The organism is Mesorhizobium sp. STM 4661 (assembly GCF_000359125.1).
Classification (GTDB): Bacteria; Pseudomonadota; Alphaproteobacteria; order Rhizobiales; family Rhizobiaceae; genus Mesorhizobium.
This window is the reverse complement of the sequence record NZ_CAAF010000052.1, coordinates 17,324-42,402: the sequence shown is the minus strand read 5'-3', so window position 1 is coordinate 42,402 and position 25,079 is coordinate 17,324. Positions and strand designations below refer to the sequence as shown.

General features: G+C 61.6%; 27 protein-coding genes and 1 tRNA gene. 13 read left to right on the top strand and 15 right to left on the bottom strand.

The genetic code is table 11. The features are described from left to right. Positions 1 to 3 precede the first annotated feature (3 nt). The 3 genes from gatB to MESS4_RS16815 all read right to left on the bottom strand — a co-directional run bounded on the left by gatB (position 4) and on the right by MESS4_RS16815 (position 3,092). Positions 4 to 1,503 (bottom strand): Asp-tRNA(Asn)/Glu-tRNA(Gln) amidotransferase subunit GatB, encoded by a 1,500-nt coding sequence (gatB, locus tag MESS4_RS16825; protein WP_006333148.1) that lies wholly within the window; start codon positions 1,501 to 1,503, stop codon positions 4 to 6. A gap of 287 nt (positions 1,504 to 1,790) precedes the next feature. Then, on the bottom strand, positions 1,791 to 2,222 hold the full coding sequence (locus MESS4_RS16820) for a CBS domain-containing protein (RefSeq protein WP_006333146.1): 432 nt from the start codon (positions 2,220 to 2,222) through the stop codon (positions 1,791 to 1,793). 123 nt (positions 2,223 to 2,345) lie between these two features. Next, positions 2,346 to 3,092, bottom strand: coding sequence for a rhomboid family intramembrane serine protease (locus MESS4_RS16815; protein ID WP_006333137.1), 747 nt, complete (start codon positions 3,090 to 3,092; stop codon positions 2,346 to 2,348). Positions 3,093 to 3,505: 413 nt separating this feature from the next. Between MESS4_RS16815 and MESS4_RS16810 the strand changes: the two genes are divergently transcribed. The 3 genes from MESS4_RS16810 to MESS4_RS16800 all read left to right on the top strand — a co-directional run bounded on the left by MESS4_RS16810 (position 3,506) and on the right by MESS4_RS16800 (position 5,812). After that, positions 3,506 to 4,144, top strand: coding sequence for a PAS domain-containing protein (locus tag MESS4_RS16810; RefSeq protein WP_006333135.1), 639 nt, complete (start codon positions 3,506 to 3,508; stop codon positions 4,142 to 4,144). 115 nt (positions 4,145 to 4,259) lie between these two features. Then, positions 4,260 to 4,877 (top strand): PilZ domain-containing protein, encoded by a 618-nt coding sequence (locus MESS4_RS16805; RefSeq protein WP_036241483.1) that lies wholly within the window; start codon positions 4,260 to 4,262, stop codon positions 4,875 to 4,877. A 326-nt stretch (positions 4,878 to 5,203) separates the two neighbouring features. Beyond that, on the top strand, positions 5,204 to 5,812 hold the full coding sequence (locus tag MESS4_RS16800) for a transglutaminase-like cysteine peptidase (RefSeq protein ID WP_006333129.1): 609 nt from the start codon (positions 5,204 to 5,206) through the stop codon (positions 5,810 to 5,812). Positions 5,813 to 5,933: 121 nt separating this feature from the next. Here the strand turns inward: MESS4_RS16800 and MESS4_RS16795 are convergent, their stop codons facing one another. Together MESS4_RS16795 and MESS4_RS16790 are read right to left on the bottom strand one after the other, a co-directional pair. Further along, a complete protein-coding gene (locus tag MESS4_RS16795; RefSeq protein WP_006333127.1) occupies positions 5,934 to 6,461 on the bottom strand; it encodes a gamma carbonic anhydrase family protein in 528 nt (175 codons plus the stop codon). 106 nt (positions 6,462 to 6,567) lie between these two features. Then, on the bottom strand, positions 6,568 to 6,906 hold the full coding sequence (locus MESS4_RS16790) for a hypothetical protein (protein WP_006333126.1): 339 nt from the start codon (positions 6,904 to 6,906) through the stop codon (positions 6,568 to 6,570). Between the two features lie 162 nt (positions 6,907 to 7,068). On the opposite strand from MESS4_RS16790, the gene MESS4_RS16785 reads away from it, so the two are divergent. Continuing rightward, positions 7,069 to 7,800, top strand: coding sequence for a hypothetical protein (locus MESS4_RS16785; protein ID WP_036241481.1), 732 nt, complete (start codon positions 7,069 to 7,071; stop codon positions 7,798 to 7,800). A 376-nt stretch (positions 7,801 to 8,176) separates the two neighbouring features. Here MESS4_RS16785 and MESS4_RS16780 read toward each other — a convergent pair whose 3' ends face one another. Next, positions 8,177 to 8,380: a DUF3126 family protein gene (locus MESS4_RS16780; RefSeq protein WP_006333119.1), complete on the bottom strand. Its 204-nt coding sequence runs from the start codon at positions 8,378 to 8,380 to the stop codon at positions 8,177 to 8,179. Between the two features lie 259 nt (positions 8,381 to 8,639). Beyond that, positions 8,640 to 9,488: a serine O-acetyltransferase gene (cysE, locus tag MESS4_RS16775; protein WP_006333117.1), complete on the bottom strand. Its 849-nt coding sequence runs from the start codon at positions 9,486 to 9,488 to the stop codon at positions 8,640 to 8,642. Positions 9,489 to 9,717: 229 nt separating this feature from the next. Here cysE and MESS4_RS16770 point away from each other — a divergent pair, with 229 nt between their 5' ends. Beyond that, on the top strand, positions 9,718 to 10,326 hold the full coding sequence (locus MESS4_RS16770) for a hypothetical protein (protein ID WP_036241494.1): 609 nt from the start codon (positions 9,718 to 9,720) through the stop codon (positions 10,324 to 10,326). Between the two features lie 148 nt (positions 10,327 to 10,474). On the opposite strand, the gene MESS4_RS16765 is transcribed toward MESS4_RS16770, so the two are convergent. From MESS4_RS16765 to MESS4_RS16755, 3 genes are all read right to left on the bottom strand, one after another. Then, positions 10,475 to 11,242: an alpha/beta hydrolase gene (locus tag MESS4_RS16765; RefSeq protein ID WP_006333115.1), complete on the bottom strand. Its 768-nt coding sequence runs from the start codon at positions 11,240 to 11,242 to the stop codon at positions 10,475 to 10,477. Between the two features lie 96 nt (positions 11,243 to 11,338). Further along, entirely contained in the window at positions 11,339 to 11,902 is a 564-nt protein-coding gene (locus tag MESS4_RS16760; RefSeq protein WP_006333114.1) for a DUF192 domain-containing protein, read from the bottom strand. 24 nt (positions 11,903 to 11,926) lie between these two features. Then, a complete protein-coding gene (locus MESS4_RS16755) occupies positions 11,927 to 12,502 on the bottom strand; it encodes a cold-shock protein (protein ID WP_198292765.1) in 576 nt (191 codons plus the stop codon). 216 nt (positions 12,503 to 12,718) lie between these two features. On the opposite strand from MESS4_RS16755, the gene gloA reads away from it, so the two are divergent. After that, entirely contained in the window at positions 12,719 to 13,159 is a 441-nt protein-coding gene (gloA, locus tag MESS4_RS16750) for a lactoylglutathione lyase (protein ID WP_006333111.1), read from the top strand. A 128-nt stretch (positions 13,160 to 13,287) separates the two neighbouring features. Then, a complete protein-coding gene (locus MESS4_RS32340; protein ID WP_006333110.1) occupies positions 13,288 to 13,581 on the top strand; it encodes a DUF2218 domain-containing protein in 294 nt (97 codons plus the stop codon). Here MESS4_RS32340 and MESS4_RS16745 read toward each other — a convergent pair. Further along, entirely contained in the window at positions 13,520 to 14,152 is a 633-nt protein-coding gene (locus MESS4_RS16745; RefSeq protein WP_006333109.1) for a DUF1697 domain-containing protein, read from the bottom strand. The genes MESS4_RS32340 and MESS4_RS16745 overlap by 62 nt on opposite strands. A gap of 13 nt (positions 14,153 to 14,165) precedes the next feature. Next, positions 14,166 to 15,422 (bottom strand): threonine ammonia-lyase IlvA, encoded by a 1,257-nt coding sequence (ilvA, locus tag MESS4_RS16740; protein WP_036241492.1) that lies wholly within the window; start codon positions 15,420 to 15,422, stop codon positions 14,166 to 14,168. Between the two features lie 145 nt (positions 15,423 to 15,567). On the opposite strand from ilvA, the gene MESS4_RS16735 reads away from it, so the two are divergent. From MESS4_RS16735 to MESS4_RS16725, 3 genes are all read left to right on the top strand, one after another. Beyond that, positions 15,568 to 16,980 carry an aminopeptidase P family N-terminal domain-containing protein gene (locus MESS4_RS16735; protein ID WP_006333107.1) on the top strand — a complete coding sequence of 471 codons (1,413 nt, stop codon included), beginning with the start codon at positions 15,568 to 15,570 and terminating at the stop codon, positions 16,978 to 16,980. Positions 16,981 to 17,079: 99 nt separating this feature from the next. Next, on the top strand, positions 17,080 to 18,153 hold the full coding sequence (locus MESS4_RS16730) for an alpha/beta hydrolase (RefSeq protein WP_006333105.1): 1,074 nt from the start codon (positions 17,080 to 17,082) through the stop codon (positions 18,151 to 18,153). A 121-nt stretch (positions 18,154 to 18,274) separates the two neighbouring features. Next, positions 18,275 to 19,441, top strand: coding sequence for an alpha/beta hydrolase (locus MESS4_RS16725; RefSeq protein ID WP_006333102.1), 1,167 nt, complete (start codon positions 18,275 to 18,277; stop codon positions 19,439 to 19,441). A gap of 261 nt (positions 19,442 to 19,702) precedes the next feature. On the opposite strand, the gene ade is transcribed toward MESS4_RS16725, so the two are convergent. Next, positions 19,703 to 21,520: an adenine deaminase gene (gene ade, locus MESS4_RS16720; RefSeq protein WP_006333101.1), complete on the bottom strand. Its 1,818-nt coding sequence runs from the start codon at positions 21,518 to 21,520 to the stop codon at positions 19,703 to 19,705. Between the two features lie 188 nt (positions 21,521 to 21,708). Between ade and MESS4_RS16715 the strand changes: the two genes are divergently transcribed. Continuing rightward, the gene (locus tag MESS4_RS16715) at positions 21,709 to 22,374 is read left to right on the top strand and encodes an outer membrane protein (protein WP_006333097.1); all 666 of its coding nucleotides are present in this window, start codon (positions 21,709 to 21,711) and stop codon (positions 22,372 to 22,374) included. A 34-nt stretch (positions 22,375 to 22,408) separates the two neighbouring features. On the opposite strand, the gene MESS4_RS16710 is transcribed toward MESS4_RS16715, so the two are convergent. Further along, a complete protein-coding gene (locus MESS4_RS16710) occupies positions 22,409 to 22,729 on the bottom strand; it encodes a hypothetical protein (protein ID WP_006333096.1) in 321 nt (106 codons plus the stop codon). 433 nt (positions 22,730 to 23,162) lie between these two features. On the opposite strand from MESS4_RS16710, the gene MESS4_RS16705 reads away from it, so the two are divergent. After that, positions 23,163 to 23,247, top strand: a tRNA-Leu gene (locus tag MESS4_RS16705). Positions 23,248 to 23,434: 187 nt separating this feature from the next. Then, positions 23,435 to 24,436: a DUF2806 domain-containing protein gene (locus tag MESS4_RS16700; protein ID WP_036241479.1), complete on the top strand. Its 1,002-nt coding sequence runs from the start codon at positions 23,435 to 23,437 to the stop codon at positions 24,434 to 24,436. Positions 24,437 to 24,666: 230 nt separating this feature from the next. Here MESS4_RS16700 and MESS4_RS16695 read toward each other — a convergent pair whose 3' ends face one another. Beyond that, a complete protein-coding gene (locus tag MESS4_RS16695; protein WP_006333089.1) occupies positions 24,667 to 24,945 on the bottom strand; it encodes a hypothetical protein in 279 nt (92 codons plus the stop codon). Positions 24,946 to 25,079 lie beyond the last annotated feature (134 nt).

Below are 25,079 nucleotides of genomic sequence, written 5' to 3'. Positions count from 1 at the left end.
GCCCTACTCGATGCCGAGCTTGGCCTTGACCAGGTCGTTGACCGCCTGCGGATTGGCCTTGCCGCCTGTCGCCTTCATCACCTGACCGACGAACCAGCCGGCCATGGTCGGCTTGGCGCGTGCCTGCTCGACCTTGTCCGGGTTGGCGGCGATCACCTCGTCCACCGCCTTCTCGATGGCGCCGGTGTCGGTGACCTGCTTCATGCCGCGGCTCTCGACGAGCTGGCGCGGGTCACCGCCCTCGTTCCAGACGATCTCGAACATATCCTTGGCGATCTTGCCGGAGATGGTGCCTTCCTTGATCAGGTCGATGACCGCGCCGAGCTGGTCAGGCGAAACCGGTGCGTTTTCAATGTCTTTTCCAGCCTTGTTGAGAGCGCCTAGAAAATCGTTGATAACCCAGTTGGCGGCGAGTTTGCCGTCACGCCCGGCGGCCACCTTCTCGAAATAGTCGGCGATTGCCTTTTCCGACACCAGGATCGAGGCGTCGTAGGTCGAGAGCCCCAGCGAGGCGATCAGCCGTGCCTTCTTGTCGTCAGGCAATTCCGGCAGGTCCTTTGCCAGCGCATCGACATAAGCCTGGTCGAATTCCAGCGGCAGGAGGTCCGGATCCGGGAAATAGCGGTAGTCATGCGCCTCTTCCTTGGTCCGCATGGAGCGCGTCTCGCCCTTGACGGCGTCGAACAGCCGCGTTTCCTGATCGATCTTGCCGCCATCCTCGAGAATGGCGATCTGGCGGCGCGCCTCATAGTCGATGGCCTGGCCGATGAAGCGGATCGAGTTGACGTTCTTGATCTCGCAGCGCGTTCCGAATTCGCCGCCGGGCTTGCGCACCGACACGTTGACGTCGGCGCGCAGCGAGCCTTCGTCCATGTTGCCATCGCAAGTGCCGAGATAGCGCACGATGGTGCGCAGCTTGGTGACATAGGCCTTGGCCTCGTCGGCGGAGCGCATGTCGGGCTTGGAGACGATCTCCATCAGCGCCACGCCGGAGCGGTTGAGATCGACATAGGACATGGTCGGATGCTGGTCGTGCATCGACTTGCCGGCATCCTGCTCCAGATGCAGCCGCTCGATGCCGACCTCGATGTCCTCGAATTCGCCCTGCCGGTCGGGGCCGACCGAGACGATCACCTTGCCCTCGCCGACGATCGGCTGCTTGAACTGCGAGATCTGATAGCCCTGCGGCAGGTCGGGATAGAAGTAGTTCTTCCGGTCGAAGACCGACTTGTGGTTGATCTCGGCCTTGAGACCGAGACCGGTGCGGATCGCCTGCTTGACGCACTCCTCGTTGATCACCGGCAGCATGCCCGGCATGGCGGCGTCGACCAGGCTGACATTGGCGTTGGGCGCCGCACCGAAAGTCGTAGAAGCGCCGGAGAAGAGCTTTGCCTCCGAGGTCACCTGCGCGTGGACCTCGAGGCCGATGATGATTTCCCAGTCGCCGGTGGCGCCAGAAATCAGGCGCTTGGCGTCGGGCGTGCGGGTATCGATGAGGGTCATAAGGGCCTACAATTGGAACTACGGAATATGCAGAACGCATATTTTGATGTGCAATCTCGCTAGTGCAAACCATTCCGCGAAACAAGCGTCCTTTGCGCATCCAAGAGGACGCGCGACGCTGCAGGACGGCGCATCCTGCGCCTGCCTGCACAGGGCGGACGCACTGAAATCGAAAAAACGAGAAGACGCTGATCGCCTCCGTCAAATGCCTGACCTGGCCGAACTCGACAACAGGTAGAAGCCAAATCCGCCGGCCGGCATGCGGTCGGCGGGTTTCTCTCGCCGTCTTATGCCGTGGCGATATAGGCCCTGATCTCCTCGGCCTCGCGCTCGACATCCTCGATGCGCCGCTTCACCACGTCGCCGATCGAGACGATACCGTCGAGCAGGCCGTCCTTTTCCACCGGCAGATGGCGGAAACGGCCCCTGGTCATGATCTCCATGACCTCGTTGACGGTGTGGTTCTCATTGCAGATCTTCACCTTGGGCGTCATCGCCGAACGCACCGCGATATCCAATGCGGCAGCCCCTTCCTTGGCAAGGACCCGCACGACGTCGCGCTCGGAAAGAATGCCGACGATCTTGTGATCGCCATTGGTGATGACCAGCGCGCCGATCCTGTGTTCGGTCAGGATGCGAATGGCCTCGCTCAGCTTTTCGTTCGGCCCGCACGTCAACACGTCATGGCCTTTTTTCTCGAGAATTGCCTTAACAGTCATGGCGTCCTCCTCAGCTTGCCGGCTCCTGCCCTGACCGGCTTTCACATAAGAGTGAACATCCGGCTTTCACATAAGAGTGAACATGGTGCGCCGCGATCGGTTGCATTTCAAGTGCGCGCGGTCTCAGACCGTGAACCCGCCCGCCTGTTGGCGCCGATCAAAAAACCGCAGGCCGAAGAAGCCGGCGACAAAACCGCCAATATGGGCCTCCCAGGCGATCTGGCCGTCGACGCCGGGGGCTCCGATAAGGCCGGTGACGAGGTTGATCACCATCCACACCGCGAGGAAGGTCACAACGCCGCGCGAGCGCAACACCTCGGCCATCGGCAACGGCGCGCCGGCAAAGGCTGCCTTGCCGGACGAACGGTCGATGCGGAAACCAAAGCGGGCGGCGGCTCCCATCATGCCCGATATCGCGCCCGAGGCGCCAACCAGCGGCGCCTGGCCGAGCGGATACACGGCCCAGAACAGCACCACCGCCGCCAGTCCCGTCGCGGCGAAGAACAGGCTGAAGCGAAGCGCGCCGAAGCGGTTCGCCAGCGGCGAGCCGAAAGCCGCCAGCCACACCATGTTGATGGCGAGATGGGCAAAGCCGCCATGCAGGAAGGCATAGGTGAAGGGGCTTGAAAATGCATAGAAATCAAGGTCGAAGCGACCGGAATAGCGGACCGGAATGAAGGCGGCCCGGATCAGCAGGGACAGGTCCTGTTCGTCGGTCAGCACATAGACGCGGATCAGGTGAACGGCGACGCAAATGCCGATCACCGCCAGCACGACAGGCGGCAGATTGAACACCGGCTCGCGGCGCTGCTCCTCCGGCTCGCGCGGTTCGCCCTGTTCGATGTCCGACGGGCTTAATGGTTCACTCATTTGCACTCAGTCCCAGGATTCGACTCTGGAGCATCTAGGCCACGGCCGGCCAAATCACAAACGGCGAATCGTCCCGGCGAATCAAAGCGGGGCACGATCAAGTTGGCCGCGAATCAAAAAGAAGCCGTCCAAGGTTTCCCCTGAACGGCTGGTCGAGTCCCCGACCCCCAAAACTCATGACTGAAGTTGCTGCCGATCGTCGCGAAACGACCGCTTCTGGAGTGGTTTTGGTGTGCCACAGGTCCCGGCCCGCCGCAACGTAAACCACTTGTTAACCTTAACGGCCCCGACCCGTGAACAAGTGTTAACGACGCTGGCACGCATCCTGCTCCGCAACGCATGTAGGTCATCGGAGGGCGCCCTTCTGTTCACCGATGGGACATCAGACGACAGAATGCGCGGAGCAGCATAGCATGAACCAGAACGGATCGATCACGCTGTTCCATTATTGGAACCGGCTGCGTGACGGACGCCCTGCCCCGAAGCGCTCGGAAGTCGAGCCCGCCGACATCAAGTCGCTGCTGGCCGACACTTTCATCCTGGAAAAGGATACGCGTGGCGAAGCGGTATTCCGGCTCGCCGGCACCAGGCTTTGCGCGGTCTATGGCCGTGAGATGAAAGGGTTTTCCTTTCCCTCGCTATGGCGCGGGAAGGACCAGCGGCTCGTCGCAAGGCTGATCGATGGCGTCTTCGATCAGAAATCCGTGGTGCTCATCACCTATGAGGGGTTCAGCCGCAGCGGCCGCTCCAACAAGTTCGAACTGCTCGCCCTGCCGCTCGATGGCGGCATCGAAAATCCGCGCTGCCTCGGCGTGATAAGTGCCGCGGAAAAACCGTTCTGGCTGGGCGCGGATCCGATCGCCGACGCCTTGATCGATTCGATCCGCGTTGTCGATCCGGAGAAGGAACCGGTGTTCCTGAACAACAGGCCGGCCATCGACGTCCCCTCGCTCGCTCCCCTGGAACTCGATCCGCCAGAGACGATTTCGGCGCTGGGTCAGGCGCGCCGCATCCGTCATCTCGTCGTATTCGACGGCGGCCGCGAGGAATAGTACCAAATCTTAAAGTAACGGCGGCAGGCTTTCCCCTTTGTTAACTTGCTTTGCTGTAGTTTTCCGTGAAATTCCCCGCATCACGCGCGGAATGCCAAACGGGGTGTAGGCGGTGATGAGGTCAACGGCGGTCGACTATGCGCCGTCCCAAGCCGAGAGGCGTAACTTTCAGCGCGTCCGCGTGAAGATCTATGGACGCTTCATGCTGGAGGATCGCACCGAACATCCGTGCCAGGTGGTCGACATGTCGCCTGGCAATGTATCGTTGCGCTGCGAGCGCATCGGCATGCCGGGTGAGAAAGTCATCGCCTATATCGACCATATCGGCCGCATCGAAGGCGTCATCACCCGCACTCTGCAGGATGGCTTCGCGATGACGGTCATCGCGTCGGAGCGCAAGAAGGACAAGCTCGCCGCGCAATTGACCTGGCTTGCCAACAAGCACGAGCTCGACCTGCCGGAAGACCGTCGTCATGAACGCGTGGCGCCGCGCAACCCGACAAGCGTGCTTCAGCTTACCGACGGGCGCCAGTACCAGTGCCGCATCATCGACCTGTCGCTTTCAGGTGCTGCGATCGAGATCGATGTCAAACCGGCGATCGGCGTCCAGGTGACGCTGGGCACGATGCGCGGCCAGGTGGTGCGGCATTTCGAGGACGGCGTCGCCGTCGAGTTCGCGGTCATCCAGCGGCCGGAAACACTCGATTCCGAATTCAACGCACCCAGCCCCTGACGGACAGCAACACTTGCGCAAACCGAACCGGCGCAAACCGAACCGGCCTGTTTCGGCCGGTTTTTTGTTGGCCCGCGCCGGCCGGCGCGGTCCGCTTGCCAGCGCTCTGTCCTCCTGTTCGCCTAGGGGACTTCCCAAAACCGGGCCCGGTTTGGGTCGAGGGGCAGCGAGAATACGGCCCCGCCAGGAATGCCTCAATAATCCTATACTCAAAAGATTCAAATTTTATGTTTATTCTATTGGCGTTTTACTCAATATCTACTTCGCACTTTTGCGCCGAATAAATCCACCCGTGTCATTGTCTCCTCAAACGGGGAGACTGAACAATGAAGAAGACAAGGGGCAAGCTGTTGCTCTTGGCAATGGCGATGCAGCTTTCCGCCTGGGGAACGGCATCGGCGGCGGGACCTGCCTTCATGCATACCGGCGGCCGCACCACACAGCCGGTTGGCCATTACGAACTCTGCCAGAAGCTGCCGCGGGAATGCAGCCAGAGGACGCAGACGCAGGCGCCGATCGAGCTGACCCGCAAACTGTGGGCGAGGATCGTCAGCATCAACAATTCGGTCAACACCAGGGTTGAGCCGCGCACCGACATGGAGCAGTGGGGCAAGGAAGAAGTCTGGTCCTACGCCGACAGCGGGTTCGGCGATTGCGAGGACTATGTGCTGGAGAAGCGCCGCGAGTTGATGGCTATCGGCGTTCCGGCCGGCGACCTGTTGATGACGGTGGCGCGCCAGTCGAATGGCGACGGCCACGCGGTGCTGACGGTACGCACCAGCCTCGGCGAATTCATCCTCGACAATCTCAAGTCCAAGGTGCTGCCCTGGACCGCCACCGACTACACCTACCTCAAGCGCCAATCGAGCCAGAATTCGGGCGTTTGGGTAACGATCAACGACGGCCGCTCCGACGCGGTCGCCAGCGTCCGCTAAAGGACGCGACGCAAAAACCCGGTCGAGTCCCCACCCTCCCCGTCCCCAACGACCGGGTTTTAGGAGCCGGCCCCGTCCCCGGGCCGGCTCCGCTGTTTCTAGGTCGGCATTGGGTCTGGCCCTACGCCTTCTTCAGCCCCGCCTTGAAGCGCTTGGCGTTGGCGACGTAGTGCGCGGCCGAGCCGCGCAGCCTGGCGACCGCGGCATCGTCCAGGTCCCGCACCAGGCGCGCGGGTGAGCCGACGATCAGCGAATTGTCTGGGAATTCCTTGCCTTCGGTGACCAGCGCACCGGCGCCGACCAGCGAATTCCTGCCGATCCTGGCGCCGTTCAGCACGATGGCGCCCATGCCGATCAGGCTGTTGTCGCCGATCGTGCAGCCATGCAGCAGCGCGCGGTGGCCGATCGTGCAGCCTTGGCCGATGGTCAGGGGAAAGCCGGGATCGGTGTGCATGACCGTGTGTTCCTGCACATTGGTGTCGGGGCCGATGACGATCGGCTCATTGTCGCCGCGAATGACGACGCCGAACCAGAAGCCGGCATTGCGGCCGACCCTGACATCGCCGATCAGCGTGGCGTCGGGTGCGATCCAGTTGCTGTCCGTGTCCTCGAAACCGGGCGCCTTTCCGTCGATGGCATAGAGCGGCATTTTTCGCCTCCGAATCGTCTCTCGCTAAGCCTTATGCATGTCGTTATCGCAAAACCGCTGCACACCTTCGGGTCAAGCCCAAGGGCAAGCTTTTGCGCGACATGCACTAAAGGTTCGCAGACCCTAGAAGCGTGCCGGCCCGGGATGCAATGTCGATCAGCGCGATGCCCAAAGCCAACGCCCAGATCGTCGCGGTGCAGCCGCAGGAGATCAGCGCCAGTTTCGAAATATGGCCCTCCCGCCAGGCGTCCAGGGCGTCGTTGATAAACATCAGGGGACCGGCGCATGCCGTCGCGACCAGCGAGCGCAGCATATGCTTCGGCGACACATAGGGTTCGGCAAAGGCAAGCCGGCGGCCCGACATCAACTCCATTGCCGATCCGACCAGGCCGCACGCCGTCAGCCCAAACATAAAAGCGAAGAGTGTGTGCTCGACCGGACCCATCTTTACCATCCATTTACCATGAAATCGCACAGTCGCGTTCGACAGGCGCGTTGCAAGAGCCATGCCGCGCCTGATGTGCCGTCCTAGGACACCCAAAGGGGGGACACCCAAAGGGGACACCCAAGGGCACCTTGGGACAGATGGTCGATGTCGGGGATCGCGATGAAGCAAGCAACCGCCACTGAAGGCCCGCAACTCACTGTTGTCGATTCCATGCTGATGAAGCGGGTGTTCCACGCGTTCGCGACGCTGGCATTGCTTTCGGTGGCGATCAGCCTTGGCGGCAAATGGTTTGGCCGCTCGATCGCCATGGCCGGTTACACGGACGACACCACGATCCACGAGGTCGTCATCGGCAACAATGTCATCGCCGTGCCAGCCAATTTCATCCGCTTCGACCAGGCAAGGCGCGACGGCATCGCCTCGCGCCTCGACCTCTATCTGCGCTATCCCGAGATGGACGGCTACAGCGAGGCCGCCCGCGACGATTTCAACCACACCGTATCGAGCAGGGACATCGTCTTCCTGTCGTTCGAGCCGCGGATGATGTCGCGCGACATGAGCGGCCGCTTCGCACCGATTTACAGCGCGCTGATCGCCCAGCCCGGTACGCCCGGCCCGGGCGGCACGACGCTCTACGGCTTCACCGAAAAATCAGGCTACCTCAACGAGGTGCTGGCGGTCGCCAGCCGCCCCGGCAAGGACCCGTTCGTGGCGCGCTGCCTGAGCGGGCCGAGTGCGGCGGAATCGCTGGCGCCCTGCGAACGCGACATCCAGGTCGGCGACAATCTCAGCCTGACCTACCGCTTTCCCAAGGAATTTCTGGGCGACTGGCGGGCGCTCGACACAGCCATCGCCGCCGAGGCCGCGCGTATCCTGAAGACAGGACATTAGGATAAAGGGCGAGGCGAACCGCGAGAGGATTCCGTGATTTTTGAGCGCCGTGGCAGCGTGGAACTTTACGCGACGTCGGCGGGACAGCGCCCCCCTCTGCCCTGCCGGGCATCTCCCCCTCAAGGGGGGAGATTAGCAGCTTTGTTGTCCCGCACCTCTTTCAACGTTGGAGATTTGCGAAAGCCAAGATGACGGCCAATCTCCCCCCTTGAGGGGGAGATGTCCGGCAGGACAGAGGGGGGCGCGAAGGAACGCCGGCGCTTGCTCTTTATCGCTCCGCCGCGCTCCGGGATGACGAAGGCACGATGGCCTGCGGCCAATCGCAAACGTCGGGAATTGGCGGTTTAAGGCCGATCGGTGCCGACCGCCCAGGGGCTCAGGCCAGATCGATGTCGAGGATCGCCATCGAGAAATTGTAGTCGCCGTCGTCCTCGTCCTTGAAGACGATGCCGAGGAATTCGTCGCCGACATAGACCTCGGCCGAATCGTCCTTGCGCGGCCGCGCCTTCACCTGGAGCTTGGGATTCTGGAAGACGCGCTTGAAATAGGCGTCCAGCTTTCTGATTTCGTCCGGCTTCAACAGTTCTCTCCGATCGTCGGGCTTGCTAAAGCGCGTCGCGTCCGAGGGATCATACGACGCGCTTTTGTTTTTTGTCTCTATGCATGTCGTTGTCCCAGAACCGCTGCGCACCCTCGGGTCAAGCCCAAGAGCATGCTTTTTGGGCGACATGCATTAGCGACGCGCTTCTGGCACGCCGACAATGGCGATGTAAAGGCAAGCCGGCGAGAGAAGCTGACGCCCCTAACGCGGACAACCGGATTTAACTGTGCGCCTGACGTCAGATGTCGAAGCTGACGACATGCTCCATCGTCTGCGACGGCAAAAGCTGGTCCATCTGCCGCGAAGGCTGGTCGCAGCCGGTCTCGCCGACGACGCGGGCCGGCACGCCGGCCACCGTCTTGTTGTGCGGCACGGGCGACAGCACGACCGAACCCGCCGCGACTTTCGAGCAATGGCCGATCTCGATGTTGCCGAGGATCTTGGCGCCGGCGCCGATCAGCACGCCGCGGCGGATCTTGGGGTGACGGTCGCCGCCGGCCTTTCCGGTGCCGCCCAGCGTCACGCCGTGCAGGATCGACACGTCGTCCTCGATGACAGCGGTTTCGCCGACGACGAAGCCGGTGGCGTGGTCGAGGAAGATGCCCTTGCCGATGCGGGCGGCCGGATTGATGTCGGTCTGGAAGACCGAGGACGACCGGCTCTGCAGATAGAGCGCGAAATCCTTGCGGCCCTGGTTCCACAGCCAATGCGCCAGCCGGTGGGTCTGGATGGCATGAAAGCCCTTGAAGTAGAGCACCGGCATGATGAAGCGGTCGCAGGCCGGATCGCGGTCGTAATAGGCCTGGATGTCGACGCGCACGGTCGTCGACCAGTCCTTGTCGTCGGCCAGCATCGCCTTGAATGTCTGGCGGATGAGATCCGAACCGATGTCCTGATGGTCGAGCCGTTCGGCCAGCCGATGGATGACCGCTTCCTCCAGGCTTTCCTGGTTGAGGATGGTCGAATAGAGGAACGCCGCCAGCAGCGGATCGCGGTTGACCGCTTCCATCGCTTCATCGCGGATCGAGCGCCAGATCGGATCGATCGGCTGCACCATGCTGGGGCGGGCAATGGTAATGCTGTTCATCTGATGTCTCCGGGCTGCCGGCTTGCCTATTCTCCGGCGGCATAATGCGCATCGCGATTAAAGTGATTCAAGCGATGCGCATTAAGTCGCTGTTTTTGAGCATGTCGTTGTCCCAAAACCGCTGCGCGCTTTTGGGCGACATGCTCTATAAGCCAGATCATAGCACGGGTGAACTCAATTTTCCTTAGTGCTTTGTCAAATGGATTTGGTCACGGAAAATCAAGCGGCCATGGAAAACGAACCCTTGATCGATGAACCGCTGAAACGCGAGCTCTCCGTGCTCTATCGGGCAAAGGACCGCCACTATCACAACCTCGCCCATATCGAGGCGATGCTGGCGCTGGCCGGCGACTATCGGGCATCGCTGAACGACGCTGAAGCCGTCGAAGCGGCGATCTGGTTCCACGATGCCGTCTATGACAGCCGGGCCAAGGACAACGAGGCCAGGAGTGCGGCACTTGCCGAGGCAAAACTCGCCGGCCGCACCGATGCGGAGCGTATGGAGCGCATCGCGACGATGATATCAGCCACCGCCACGCATGAGTTGCCCAGCCTTCAAGGCCCTGGCGATGGGGATTTTATCCGCGATGCAGCACTTTTCCTCGATATGGACCTGGCGATCCTGGGGGCGGCGCCAGATGCCTTCGACGCTTATGAACAAGCGGTGCGCGAGGAGTATGGCTGGGTCGAGGAACCGATGTGGCGCGCCGGCCGCGGCGCGGTGCTGAAGACTTTCCTCGCCCGCCCGCATATTTTTCATACAGAGGAATTCCGGCGGCGGTTCGAACCGCAGGCCAGGCAAAATATGGCGCGCTCGATCGAAGCGCTTGAGGCATGACCTGCGACTGCTACGGTGCAGAACCTTTGATGCCGGCAGGACAGAGGGGGGCGCGAAGGATCGCTACAGAGCGGCCTTTATCCTGAGCGCTGCATTCTCCGGGCGATACAACAGGCATTGAGCCAATCCAACTCAAGCACAGATGCGTTCAGCGCGGATTTTCGGCATAAAACTCGAGCACCCGCTGCTTGAAGCTCTTGTCGCCGACAGCCAGCATATGGTCGCGACCCTCGATATGAAATGCCTTGGCGTTCGGCATCAAGGCGGCCAGCTCGTCCGGCGAGCCGCCGATATCGTCCTTGGTGCCGACGGCGATCAAGGTCGGCTGGGCGATGCGCGCAATTTCGGCCTCGGTCAGCAATTCCCGCGACGTGGCGATGCAGGCCGCCAGCGCCCGGCGGTCGCTGCGGGTCTGGTCGGCGAAAGCTCGAAACGAGCGGCCGCGCGGATGGCTTATGGCCTCTGGTTCAACTGCCAAAAGCGCGGCGGCGATCGGGTCCCAGTCGCCGACGCCGTCGACCATGCCGATGCCGAGACCGCCGAAGACCAGCGTCGCCACCTTGTCCGGGTCGGAAAGCGCCAGGAACGCCGATATCCGCGCGCCCATCGAATAGCCCACGACATGGGCGCGTTCGATGCCGAGATGGTTCAACAAGGCCGCCGCGTCGGAAGCCATCTTCGCGGGCGTATAGTCGGCCTCTTCGTAGCTCTTCGACGAAGAGCCATGGCCGCGATTGTCGAAGGCGATGGCGCGGTAGCCTGCGTCGTTCAACGTCTTGAACCAGCCAGGCGATACCCAGTTGACGTAATGGCTCGAAGCAAAGCCGTGGATCATCAGCACCGGATCACCCCTGCCCGATGCCGGCTGGCGATCGAGGAAGGCAAGGTCGAACCCGTCATGGGAGAAAAACTGCATCGGCCAAATGTCTCTTTGCATGCATGTCGTTATCCCAAAACCGCTGCACACCTCCGGGTCAAGCCCGGGGGCAGGCTTTTTGGGCGACATGCATTTTCAGTCGCTGCCGACGTTCGGCGCATCGCCATTGTTGGCTGGCGGCATGCCGTCACCCGGCGCCCCGCCGATTGCCGGATGGCGCAGCAGGTCGCCATCCTCGATACCGTCCCTGGCGGCGGTGCCCGCCTTGAGCTCAAGCACGAAGCGCACCGGCACGCCGGACGAGATGATCGCCTCGGATTGCGGCTCACCTTGCTTGATCGCCCGGATCTTGCCGTCCTTGCCGACGAAGATCAGGTCGAGCGGCAGCGGCGTGTTCTTCATCCAGAAATTCACGTCCCTGGGCTCCTCGAACACGAACAGCATGCCGTGATCGTCGGCCATCTGCTCGCGAAACATCAGGCCGGCCTCGCGCTCGGCGGAGGTGTCGGCGACCTCGATGGAGAAAGAACGTTCGCCGCCCTTCGTCACCGCGATCAGCGGCTGCGGGTCGACGGGAAGGATCATCGCCCGGCCGTCCGCCGAAGTCGGCTGCTGCGAATAGAAGAAAGCGCCGGTGGCGACGATGACTGCAATCGCGGCGCAGAGCGCGCTCGCCGTCAACCAGTTCCTGTGAGCCATTCAAAGTCCTCGGCCGGAATCGTCCTAATGCGAGACCGGCAAGGTCCCCATATCCGGGTGAATTTCGGCAGCCATAAGGCCTTTGTCGCCACGTCCGAAGCGAACCAGCACGACCTGACCAGGCCTGAGCTCGGTGATGCCGTAGCGGCGCAGCGTCTCCATATGGACGAAAATATCCTCGGTGCCCTCGCCCCGGGTCAGGAAGCCAAACCCCTTGGTTCGGTTGAACCATTTCACGAGCGCCCGTTCGAGACCGCTTTCCGGCGTGACCGAGACAGGCGTGCGCTGATCCTGCATTTCCGCGGGATGGATTGCCGTGCTGACATCCATGGAGAGCACACGGAACGCCTGCAGGCCGCGTTCGCCATGCTTGACGAGGCAGACGACGCGCGCGCCTTCCAGCGCCGTCTGGAAGCCGTCCTTGCGAAGACAGGTCACGTGAAGGAGGATATCGCCTGAAGAGCCGTCATCCGGGAGAATGAAACCGTAGCCCTTGGCCACGTCGAACCATTTGATGGCGCCCGCAACTTCGACGAGATCGGCCGCGTCGCCCCTCTCGTCCCGATTCAAGGCGTCGCTACCAATCTCGTCCCGCCCCATGAAAGAGGCCTTTTCCCCCATAAGAACGCCCCCTTTTGCCAAGAACACCACAACTGATTCTTGACATGAGATTAACACCGCGGCTTCGCAGGTGTGCAAGACCTGACGTGCCTTTTTTCACGGTTCAATACAGGAATACCCGATTTGTTGCGGCGATTGCCCTTTGGCCGGGCGGCCCCTATGTTCCGCCGCAACGCAACAATTCGAGGAAATCACATGCGCTACCTCCACACCATGGTCCGCGTCGCCGACATCGATGCCTCACTCGATTTCTACTGCAACAAGCTCGGCCTCAAGGAAGTGCGCCGCCATGAAAACGAACAGGGGCGCTACACGCTGATCTTCCTCGCGGCGTCCGAAGACGAACAAAGCGGCATTGCCGACAAGGCGCCCCTGATCGAACTGACCTACAATTGGGATCCGGAAGACTACAAGGGCGGCCGCAATTTCGGCCACCTCGCCTATGAGGTCGACGACATCTATGCCACCTGCCAGCGGCTGATGGACAAGGGCGTCACCATCAACCGGCCGCCGCGCGACGGCAACATGGCCTTCGTCAGGTCGCCGGACGGCATTTCGATCGAGCTTTTGCAGAAAGGCCTGGCCAAGGACAAGGCCGAGCCCTGGGCCTCGATGGCGAACACTGGAGCCTGGTAAGCGATCACCTCATCGGGAGCGGCTATGGCGTTTGCCGGAGCGATGCCTATCTCTCCGGCACGGCGCCTGCTTCCCAGGACTGGCGCCATACCGTGTAACGGGCCCGCCGCGCCCCAGGAGAATCCATCATGCCGACCAGCCACGTCGATGTCGCAACCGAACATGCCAGCCGCTACCTGCAGCAGCTCTGCAAGCATTGGGCGCACAAATTTCCCGTCGAGTTCGACCCGAACCATGGGGCTATCGAGCTATCGCTCGGCCGCACGGTTCTGGATGCCAATGCAACCGCCCTTCACATCGCGGTGACATCGGATGAAGCCGGTTCGCTTGAGCGCCTGGAAACCGTCGTCGCCGACCACATCAAACGCTTCGCTTTCCGCGAAGAACTGACTTTTGACTGGAAACGCGCTCAGGCAGCGTAGGTGGCCCGAGTTCAGTTGCGCTGACCTGGCCGGCCATTTCCAGCAGCGTCAGGACCGTGCGCCAGTTGCGGGCGGTGCCGGGCACTTTGAGGGTGCGCGGGATGAGATTGGCGAAAACTGATTTGCCGAGCCCGTCCGGCGCGTGCAGGTAAAGCACGTCGCCCCTGATTTCGAAACTCTCGGGGCCGATGCATTTCTCGGCGAGCCGCGTGATCTCTTCGGCGGTCGGCTCGCACTCGAGCACATAGGCATGGAGCTTTTTCGGCTCTCCCGCGACATCCGGGTAGGGATTTTCCTTCACCAGCCGCTCGAACCAGTCGAGGTCGCGCACCATGATGCGGGAATGGAACCCCCACTTCTTCTCGAAGGCGGCTTCCAGCTGTTTGGTCAGACTGGCGGCGTCGCCCTTTCGTGACCAGAAAACCGCATTGCCGCTCTGCACATAGGTGGCGACACCGGGAAAGCCGAGTTCTCCAAAGAACGCCCTGAGTTCCGCCATTTTGACGATGCGATTGCCGCCGACATTGATGCCGGAAAACAGCGCGACAAAGACCTTTCCCCGATCACTCATTTGACTTGGCCGCTCATATGATGAATCCCGCCAGCGTCTCGTTGTCGGTAATGTCCTGATACTGAACGCCTTCGGCGTCGAAATTCGCCTTGAGCAGATCGAAATTGCGGCGGTCCTTGGTCTCGATGCCGATCAGTACCGAGCCGAAATTGCGCGCCGATTTCTTCAGATATTCGAAGCGGGCGATATCGTCGTCGGGTCCCAGCATTTCGAGGAAGTCGCGCAATGCGCCCGGCCGTTGCGGAAAACGGATGATGAAGTATTTCTTCAACCCTTCGAAGCGCAGCGCCCTTTCCTTGACGTCCGGCAGCCGCTCGAAATCGAAATTGCCGCCCGAAACCACCGCGACGATGGTCTTGCCTCTGATTTCCTTCTTCGAAAAATCCTTCAGCGCGTCGATCGCCAGCGCGCCGGCCGGCTCGAGCACCACGCCTTCGACGTTGAGCATCTCGATCATGGTCGCGCAGAGCCGGTTTTCCGGGATGAGCCGCACCGCCTCGGCAGGAAAATCCTTGAGATGCCGCAGCGGCTCGCGGCCGATCTCGGCCACCGCCGCGCCGTCGACGAAATTGTCGACCTTGGCGAGCCTGACACGCTTTCCGGTGGCGAGGCTCTCGTTCAGGCTTGGGGCGCCGGCCGGCTCGCAGAAGACGAAGCGCGTGTCGCGGCGCTGGTCGGCGAAATAATGCGTCACGCCCGCGGCGAGACCGCCGCCGCCGACCGGCAGCATGATGATATCGGGCATCCGCGCCCCGGGCATCTGGTCTGATATCTCGTAGGCGACGGTCGCCTGTCCCTCGATGATATCCTTGTGGTCGAAGGGCGGGACCATATGGGCGCCGGCGCTTTCGGTGAATTCCAGGGCAGCGCGGTAGCAGTCGTCGAAGAAATCGCCGATCAGTCTGATCTCGACGAATTCGCCGCCGAACAGCCGCGTCTTGTCGATCTTTTGCTGCGGCGTCGTCACCGGCATGAAGACCACACCCTTCTTGCCGAAATGACGGCAGACGAAGGCAAAGCCCTGCGCATGGTTGCCGGCTGAAGCGCAGACGAACAGCTCGGCATCGTTGCCGGCGGCGAGCGTCTTGCGGAAGAAATTGAAAGCACCCCTGATCTTGTAGGAGCGAACCGGCGACAGGTCTTCGCGCTTCAACAGCACGCGCGCGCCGGTCTTCTTCGACAGATAGTCGTTTTCCTGCAGCGGCGTCTCCGGGAAAATCTGCCGGATCGCGGCAGCGGCGGCAGCGACGCGAGAAGAAAAACTGTTCATGGCAGGATCATCCGGGATCGCCTGTGCGCGAGTTTCATCTCCGCCTATTGCATATCCGACCTTGCAAAGCCATTGTCCGGCCGATCCACGCGTGCCCGCCAAGGGCATTCCCAGAATCCTTGCAAGCACTTGGAGGCGTTTGTTCATGCCTGTCGCATCGGTTGCCCTGAAAACCGTGTCGCTGCCGGAATTCGGCGAGCCGACGGTGATGCCGCTGGTGCCGCGCACCACCTACGAGGCGCGCATCGAGGCACTGACGGCGCGCGGCACGGAGGCAGGCTTCGATGCTTTCGTCATCTACGGCGACCGCGAGCACGCGGCCAATGTCGCCTATCTCACGGGCTACGATCCGCGTTTCGAGGAAACGCTGCTGATCATCGTTCCCGGCAGGGAGCCGAAACTCCTCGTCGGCAATGAGGGCTGGGGCTATGCCGAGATCTGCGATGGGCCTTACGAGCGCATCCTCTACCAGACATTCTCGCTGCCGGCGCAGCCGCGCGACCGTTCGCCGGCGCTCGCCGACATCCTTGCTGATTGCGGCCTGAAAGCCGGCCGGCGGATCGGCGCCATCGGCTGGAAGCCGTTCGGCGCCGGCGATGCCGGCTTCGGGGAGATGGCGCTCGACCTGCCGTCCTTCGTCGCGGACACGCTGCGCACACTTGCCGGCGACAAGAGTGCTGGGGGCGCGGTCATGAATGCGGCGAACCTGCTGATGAACCCCGCGGACGGCCTGCGGGCGATCAACGAGGCCGACCAGCTTGCATCCTTCGAATTCGCCGCGACCTTTTCGTCGCAAGGCCTGCGCAACGTCCTTGGAGGTATCGAACCCGGCATGAGCGAGTTGCAGGCGGCGCGGCTAATGGGCATCAATGGCCTGCCCCAATGCTGCCACCTGATGCTGTCGGCCGGCAAGCGCGCGCCCTACGGTTTGCCGAGCCCTCGCCTCGACATCATCAAGCGCGGCGACCCGGTCACCATGGCCTATGGCCTCCACGGCTCGCTCAACGCCCGCGCCGGTTTCCTGGTCGAGGACGCAGCCGAGCTTCCGCGAGGGATAAACGACTATGTCGAGAAGCTGGTCGCACCTTATTTTTCCGCAGTCGTCGACTGGTACGAGACGGTCGGCATCGGTGTCACCGGCGCCGCCTTGTGGAACGCGGTGCACGAGCGCATCGGCGATCCGTTCTTCGGTATCTCGCTCAATCCCGGCCACCTCGTCCATATCGACGAATGGATGCATTCGCCGATATTCGCCGGCTCGGACATCAGGCTGAAGTCGGGCATGGCGCTGCAGGTCGACATCATTCCGGCGACCGGGACCGACTATTTCACCACCAATATCGAGGACGGCATCGCGCTCGCCAACCAGCCGCTGCGCGAGGAGATCGCCTCGCGTTACCCCGAAGCGTGGCGCCGCATCGAGGCGCGCCGCGCCTTCATGACCGACGTGCTGGGCATCCGGCTGAAGCCCGAGGTACTGCCCTTTTCCAACATACCGGCCTTCCTGCCGCCGTTCTGGCTTTCGCGCAACAGTGCGATGGCCGTCGCCAGACGCTGATCACAATTCGGCTGGACACGACTTACTTCCGCCGCACTCTGCCTGTCCGGGAGGTGTCGCGGGGGGTGGATGGGCCTTTGGCCGGAGTTGGAATTTTAAGTGCCGTTGAAGACGATTTGCATCATTGTCCTTGCCGTGCTGGTTGCCGGCTGTGCCGGCCGGCAAACCGAGGAAATTCTCGGCAGCACCGTCGTCTCAGCGCCGGTGACCGAAATCGCCGGTAACCACAGCATCTTCATCGCCACGACGCGCAAGCGCTCCGACGACCCCAACAAGGTTTTCGACGGCGAGCGCTCGGCCACACTGAACTACGCCCGAGTCAACGTCACCGTGCCGGGAATCCACCAGACCGGGCAGATCGAACGGCGTTCGCGCGGCAAGTCGAATGACCCGGCCAAATATTTCATGGCCTCCGAGGTCGTTGGCTACGATACCCAGCCGCAATTCTCCAACGCGCTCAGCGCCGACATAGCCGCGCGCGGCGGCCGCGTCATGGTCTTCGTGCATGGCTACAACACCGGTTTCGACAGCGCCGTCTACCGCGTCACCCAGATCGTCCAGGATTCCGGCTATCCCGGCACGCCGGTGCTGTTTTCCTGGGCGTCGGGCGCCAAGACCACCGACTATGTCTACGACAAGGAAAGCGCCAGTGCCGCCCGCGACCAGCTGGAAGTGACGCTGAGGATGCTTGCCCAGACCGGGGCGCGGCGCATCGACATCGTCGCCCATTCACTGGGCACCTGGGTGACCATGGAAGCGCTGCGCCAACTCGCCATCACCGGCGACCGCGACCTCGGCGGCAAGCTCGGCGACGTGGTGCTGGCCTCGCCGGATATCGATGTCGACGTGTTCAAGAGCCAGATGCGCCGCTATGGCAAGCCGGACAAGCCGTTCATCCTGTTGTTGTCCGACGACGACCGGGCGCTCAGGCTCTCCGGCCTGATCGCCGGCTCGCGGCCGCGCGTCGGCGACTACAAGGACGCAGCCGATCTTGCCTCCTACGGCGTGACCGTCGTCGATCTTTCCAGCGTCAAGGGATCGGATCGCTTCAACCACAACAAGTTCGCCGACAATCCGGAGCTAGTGAAGATGATCGGCCAGCGGCTGCGCCAGGATGATGGCTTTGCCAGCGACCGGGAAGTGACCGACCGCATCAACCTGCTCACACAGTAAGGACTTGGTCGTTCACGATTGCGGCACCATCGGATCACTTTCAACTGGACCCGGCTGGCCGCTGCCTTTATCGACATAGCCAAAGACGTCACGCCGTTGACGTCCTTTTCGCGGAGCCAGCGTGACCGTGCGTTCGAAGATTTTCATCGTCGTTGCGTTCGCGCTCGCTGTCACCGGCTGCGCCGGCCGGAATACACACGACCTTCTCAATAAGACGACAGTCGCGGCGCCGGCCTCCGACATCGCGGCCACACATGAGATTTTCGTCGCCACCACCCGCCAGAAGGCGACCAAAGAACCGCGACAGGTGTTCGACGGCGATCGCTCGCTGACCACCAGCTATGCCAGCGTCGATGTGACCGTTCCCAAGGTTCATCAGGTCGGCGCCATCGAGCGCGCCAAGGGCTCCGCCAACAGCAACCCGGCGAAGGATTTCACCGCCACCGGCGTCACCTACTACGAGGGCGCCCCGCAATTCGCCAAGGCGGTCGGCGCCAACATCGCCATGCGTGGCGACCGCGCGCTGGTTTTCGTGCATGGCTTCAACAACGGCTTCGACGACGGCATCTACCGGCTGACGCAGATCGCGCACGACACGAAATATCCCGGCACGCCGGTTCTGTTCTCCTGGGCGTCGAGCGCCAAGACCACCGGCTATATCTACGACAAGGAAAGCGCCAACGCCGCGCGCGACGATCTCGAAGCGACGCTGCGGATGCTGGCCAAGACGCGGGTCAAGAGCATCGACATCATCGCCCATTCGATGGGAACCTGGGTGACGATGGAGGCGCTGCGCCAGCTTGCCATCACTGGCGACCGCGATCTCGGCGGCAAGCTCGGCTATGTCATCCTGGCCTCGCCCGACATCGATGTCGATGTGTTCAAGAAGCAGATGATCCGCTACGGCAAGCCCGACAGGCCTTTCGCCATCCTGCTCTCGGGTGACGACCGGGCCCTGAAGCTGTCTTCCCTGATCTCGGGTGACAAGCCACGCGTCGGCGACTATGGCGATGCCGCCGACCTCGCCAGCTATGGCGTGTCGGTGGTCGACCTGACCAAGACCAAGGGCGGCGACCGGCTGAACCATGCCAAATTCGCCGACAACCCGTTCCTGGTGCAGTTGCTCGGCGACCGGCTGCGCGCCCCGGCCGGCCTGGCATCGGACGAATCCAATCCGGCGCAGCCGATCGACAATCTCGGCCAAGGCATCGGCAAGGCCGTCGGCTCCGTCGCCGAAATCGTCATCACCACGCCGTTCAGGGTGTTGACCATCGCCACCGGCGGATGACCAGCGGACGAATATTGTCCTAGGGTTGTTGAGATTCAGGTCAGGCCGAGCCGGAGTCGAAGACGGGCGCGAAGCGACCAAACTGGTGGTTTTCGAGAACCGGAGCGGAGCGTACTTAAAGTGCGTGAGCACCGGCCTACGCCGGCCGTAGCCTTAACTACCACACCACGACCGCTCATAAGTACTTCGGCCGGTGAAGGTCGGAAGCGCAGAAAATCGCCACTTGCAGGCCGGCATGCCATGAATATCGGCAACCCTAATTTAGACGAACAGGTCGACTTTCTGGAACGTCGTCACGTCGATCAGGCCGACATCGGAAATCCTCAGTTCCGGGATGACGACCAGCGCCAGCAGCGAATGCTGCATGTAGGCGTTGTTGAGGGAACAGCCCATCTTGCGCATCGCTTCGGTGAGCTTCTCCGCCTTGACTGCCACGATTTCAGCGCGTTCGTCCGACATCAGCCCGGCGATCGGCATTTCGACCAGCGCCAGTTCCTTACCGTTGGAGAACAGCACCACGCCGCCGCCGACCTCACCCAGCCGGTTGACCGCCAGTGCCATGTCCTGCTTGTTGGTGCCGACGACGATGATGTGATGCGCATCATGCGCCACGCTGGAGGCCATGGCGCAATCGCCCATGTAGCCGAAGCCGGAGACGAAAGCGTTGGTGACGCCGCCCGTGCCCCTGTGGCGCTCGACCAGCGCGATCTGGCAGACATCGTTGCGGCGGTCCATGGCGACCAGCCCATCCTCCACCGGAAGATCGGCCTCCAGCGCCCGCGTCGGCGCCTGGTTCTCGATGACGCCGATGACGCGCACCCGCACCTCGTTGGCACCCTTGGGGGCGGCGATGTCGAAATCCTCGACCTTGAGCTTCTTGCCGAGCTTGACGGTGTTCTTCGCCGTTCTGGGGTAATCATAGGCCGGAATGTCGATTTCGAGCCTGCCGCCCTTGGCCAGCCTGACGCCGCGAGCATAGACCTCGTCGATGGCCATTGCGGCGAGATCCGAGACGATCAACAGGTCGGCGAGCCGGCCCGGCGCGATCGAACCGATCTCGCGCTCCAGCCTGAAATGCTGGGCGGTGTTGAGCGTCGCCATCTGGATCGCCGTCACCGGCTTCAAGCCTTGTTGAATGGCGTGGCGGACCACCCGGTCCATATGGCCTTCGTGGACAAGCGTGCCGGAATGGCTGTCGTCGGTGCAGAGGATGAAATTGCGCGGATCGAGCCTGCTCTCCGTTACTGCCTTGATCTGCGAGGCGACATCATACCAGGCCGAGCCCAGCCGCAGCATCGCCTTCATGCCCTGGCGAACGCGGGCGATGGCGTCCTCGGCGCGTGTGCCTTCATGATCGTCCTCGGGTCCGCCGGCGACATAGCCGTGGAACGGCAGGCCGAGATCGCGCGAGGCGTAATGCCCGCCGACCGTCTTGCCCGCTTTCACCGTCGCGGCGATCTCTCCGGACATGACCGGGTCGTTGGCGGCGACGCCGGGGAAATTCATCACTTCGCCGAGCCCGATGATGTTCTCCCAGGTCATCGCTTCGGCGACGTCGGCGACCGTCAGCTCGGCGCCGGCATGCTCCAGCCCCGGCGCCGAGGGCACGCAGGACGGCATCTGCACATGCACGTTGACGGGCATGGCGACGGCCTCGTCATGCATCAGCCGCACACCCGCCAAGCCCAGCACATTGGCGATCTCATGCGGATCGATGAACATCGAGGTGGTGCCGTGCGGGATGACGGCGCGGCAGAACTCCGTCACCGTCACCATGCCGCTTTCGACATGCATGTGCGCGTCGCAAAGGCCCGGCACCAGATAGCGCCCGCCGGCATCGACCACTTTGGTGCCCTGGCCGATGGCATGGCCGGCATTCGGGCCGCAATAGGCGAAGCGGCCGCCGGCAATGGCGATGTCGGTGCCGGCGATGATCTCGCCGGAATGGACGTTCACCCAGCGCCCGTTGCGGATGACGAGATCGGCAGGCTTCCTGCCCATCGCGACATCGACCAGATGCGTCGCCATCTCGGCCCAAGGTTTGGGTTTCGTCGCGGTTGCGGACGGCTTCTTTGCCATGAAAGGACTCCTGTTTGCCCGACTGTGCCAAGCCAGCAAGGTTTTGACCAGTTGGCAATGCTCTCCCACCCTTTTCAGGTGCGAACAAGGCGCCGGTATCCGCTCCCGCGGAAATCCGATTCCGTTTTGCGGCAAATCACGTTACCTTCAATCGAAGGATTGTTCTGGATCGACGTTCGGGGAGCTCGATGCGTCGCCTACTGCTCGCAAGTGCCGGGTTTCTGATCGCTCTGGCCGGGCCGGCTTTCGCCGCCGACCCGATGACTGACCTGCCGATGACCGCACCCGGCTTCGACTGGACGGGCTATTATGCGGGTCTGCAGGCCGGATATGGATGGGGCAGTTCCGACATAGGGGGAACGGAAGGCGAGCCGTTTTCAGCCGCGCCGGACCTCGATGGCGGCTTCATCGGCGGCCATGTCGCCGGCCTCTGGCAATTCGATCAGGCGGTGATCGGCGCTGTGGCCGAACTCAACTATTCCGCGATTGACGGCAGCGCCGAGGCAGAGCCGGGAAATTCAGTCGGCACCGACATCAAGTGGTTCGGGTCCGTCAACGCCAAGGCCGGCTATGCCATGGACCGCCTGCTGGTCTACGGCATCGGCGGCATCGCTTTTGCCGGTATCGAAACGTCACAAAACGCCGGCACGACTTTTGCCAAAACGGAAACGACTGCCGGCTGGACGATCGGCGCCGGCGTCGACTTTGCCCTGACCGACAAGTTCATCGTCGGCGCCCAGTACCGCTACTACGATTTCGGCAAGGAGCATTACGATGCGCCGGACGATTTTCTCGACCGCGACCAGGACGTCAAGCTGCATACGGTGGGTGTGAACCTGAACTACAAGTTCTGATCGTCCCTCGCGATGCTTGTTGATCGCTGGAAAGCTAGTGCAGCGTTGGCGAATGGCCGGGACGGAAACCCTTCAACGCGGCGACTATGCCACGCATCAAAACACGATCAGGAAGGACAAGCATGGGATCCTCGTCCGCGACGCCGCAGATCGGCAGGACCTTATAGTCGCCTTCGAAGGCCAAACCGTCGCCATTGGCGTAGAAATCGAGCCTCGGGAAGCATCCCTTCAGAAACGTCTCGACCGCGCGCAAGGCGGCGTGGGAGCGGAACTCCTTACCAGACGGCGCCAGGACGACGAAGCTGTTGACTTCGGCGCTGGCGAACGACGTGGATAGATCGAAGGTGGAATGCATGAGAGCTGTCCGATTACAGCCCTCATTCTTTTCGGCACGGGGCGAGAGTCAATCGTCATGCAACAAGATATCCACAACACAAAAAGCCCGCGCCTCCAGAAGAGGCGCGGGCAGATTTAGCCCCCTGCCCGATTTACAGCACTTAAAAAGCGCACCAGCGGGGGACAGCCAGCGAGCTAGGTCTGTTAGGATCGGTAGGGACCGGCCTCAAACATACGCCTCTTCCAGGCCCCGACACATCAGCCGAACAGATGACGGAAAACCTTGAATAGAGGCCTTCTCTTGAACCAATTCCTGGTAGCGCGCACGGAAGGGCAAGGGACAGCCGAGAGGCCACGGGCCCATGAAAGACGGGGCTTTTTTTGCACAACACTTTTCCGGCTTGCACGACAGCAATTGACGAAATCGCCTAAGTAGTTGAAACGAAAGGCCTGCGGACGTGGCGGAATTGGTAGACGCAAGGGACTTAAAATCCCTCAGCTACGGCTATCCGGGTTCGATTCCCGGCGTCCGCACCATTTTGAATTTGCTTGATTTTCCTCACTTCTGAGCTGGTTGGAGCGCCCTTCATCGAAGATGCGGGTATCCGATGTGCCAATTGATCTGGCCCGAAACGGCAGTTCGGCTCTCTTCCGCCCGGTAAGGGCTGAGCATTGCTTCCTCAATGACAGCGGGTAAGTTCGTACGTAGGGAGGCATTAACGACATGAGAAACGATGAAGGGAAGAAGCTCTCTCTTTCTGCTTCAGCTGAAATTAAGGATTTGCTAGGGTTAGGTGATATTGGCAAAACCCTTCTTGCTGCAATTGAACGAGGCGTGGGCAAATTGCTTGGGCCAATGCAGCGGAGGCGGGAAAACCAAGTCGAGATAGCCGCTGCGTATCAATGGCAGAAATTCGCAGAAGATGCCGGCCTATCCCTTAAGACCGCAGCGGTGGACCTGGGCGAACGCACCAGCGTACGGTTGATTGCCGAACAGACTGGGATTCAGGCCAATAGAGAAGCAATTGCCGCAGAAGCGCTACAAGACGTAAAACTGCTAGTCCACGAAGGTCGCGCAACGGACACTTCGGCACGTCAACCCGACACCGAATGGCTCGACCGCTACTGGCGACTGGCAGGCGAGATTTCCCGATCAGACTTCCAGGCACTGTGGGGCCGAGTTCTTGCCCGGAAAATTACGGGAACAGCCGACATAGGAGCGCGGACCCTGGACTTTGTAAGCACGTTGAGCCGTTCGGAAGCAAGGCTGATAGAGCGGTTGGCCGCTTGTGTCTGTTATGTCCAAGATCCAGAGGATTGGGCATTCATTCATAGCCTGCCCAACGGTTTCCCCAAGAACACTCCGAACGAGGTAATCAACAACAAATTAGCGATGATGACAGTTGATCTTCGTGACCCAAATCTCGGTTCGTTAGGTATTTATCATGAAGAGGGGTTCGCTCACTCGACGTACATCAAAATAGTCGATGGCAAAGCCAGGATCAGCATCGCAGGCAAACAATTTGAAATATCGTCGAGTTCGGGCAAGTGGCCAGGGGACTACGAGGGGTACTGCCACCTCGGAAGCGGGCACGGTGTCTCCCAACTCGGGCGCGAGCTACTCGCTCTCATCGATGTACAGCCGAACAACGAGTATCTCGAAGTTCTGGTCGCGGGACTTGTGAACTTAGGTCTACGACTGGATCCTGCCACGCAAACTATCTGATCCGACGCACTAATCCGATTTCGGACAACTCATGTGAACAGGCTGATAGGTATTTAATATCCCTCGATCTCTGATCGTACGGGTTCGATTCCCGTCGTCCGCACCACTCCAAGCTGCAGCACTTCCAAGCAAATGGAGGATCTCCAGGGAACGCCCCTGTTGCGGCGGCCGGCGTGCCATGTCTCGCGAACACCGGCTGCTGTAAAGCTTCTCCCCGGAGGCCTGCGCGCTTACTTGATGTAAACGAGCACGTAGCGGTTGTTGTAGGGCTGGTAATATTTCGTCCCGCATTTCCAAACGACGATACCGCCGCTGTAGGTGGTCTTTACGCATCCTTTGGGCAGAGTGTTGATGTAGATGGTTGTCCTCTGGATGACGATTGTCTTTGCCTCCGCCGCGCCGACGAAGCGGAATCCCGAGACGCCGTCCAAGCCGTTGCCGGCCACTGACGAGAGCGCCAGCATGCCGCAAACGGCGACTGCGCGGGTGGACGAACTGCGATTGATCATGGAATTTCCCCTTCTTTTCCCCTTTTCCTTTCCTGTGCTGCCGCAACGTCAGCCTATCAGCAATGCGCAAGGGCCTCAACGGACCTGAAATCAGCCTCTCTGATCCTACGGGTTCGATTTCCGTCCGCACCAGC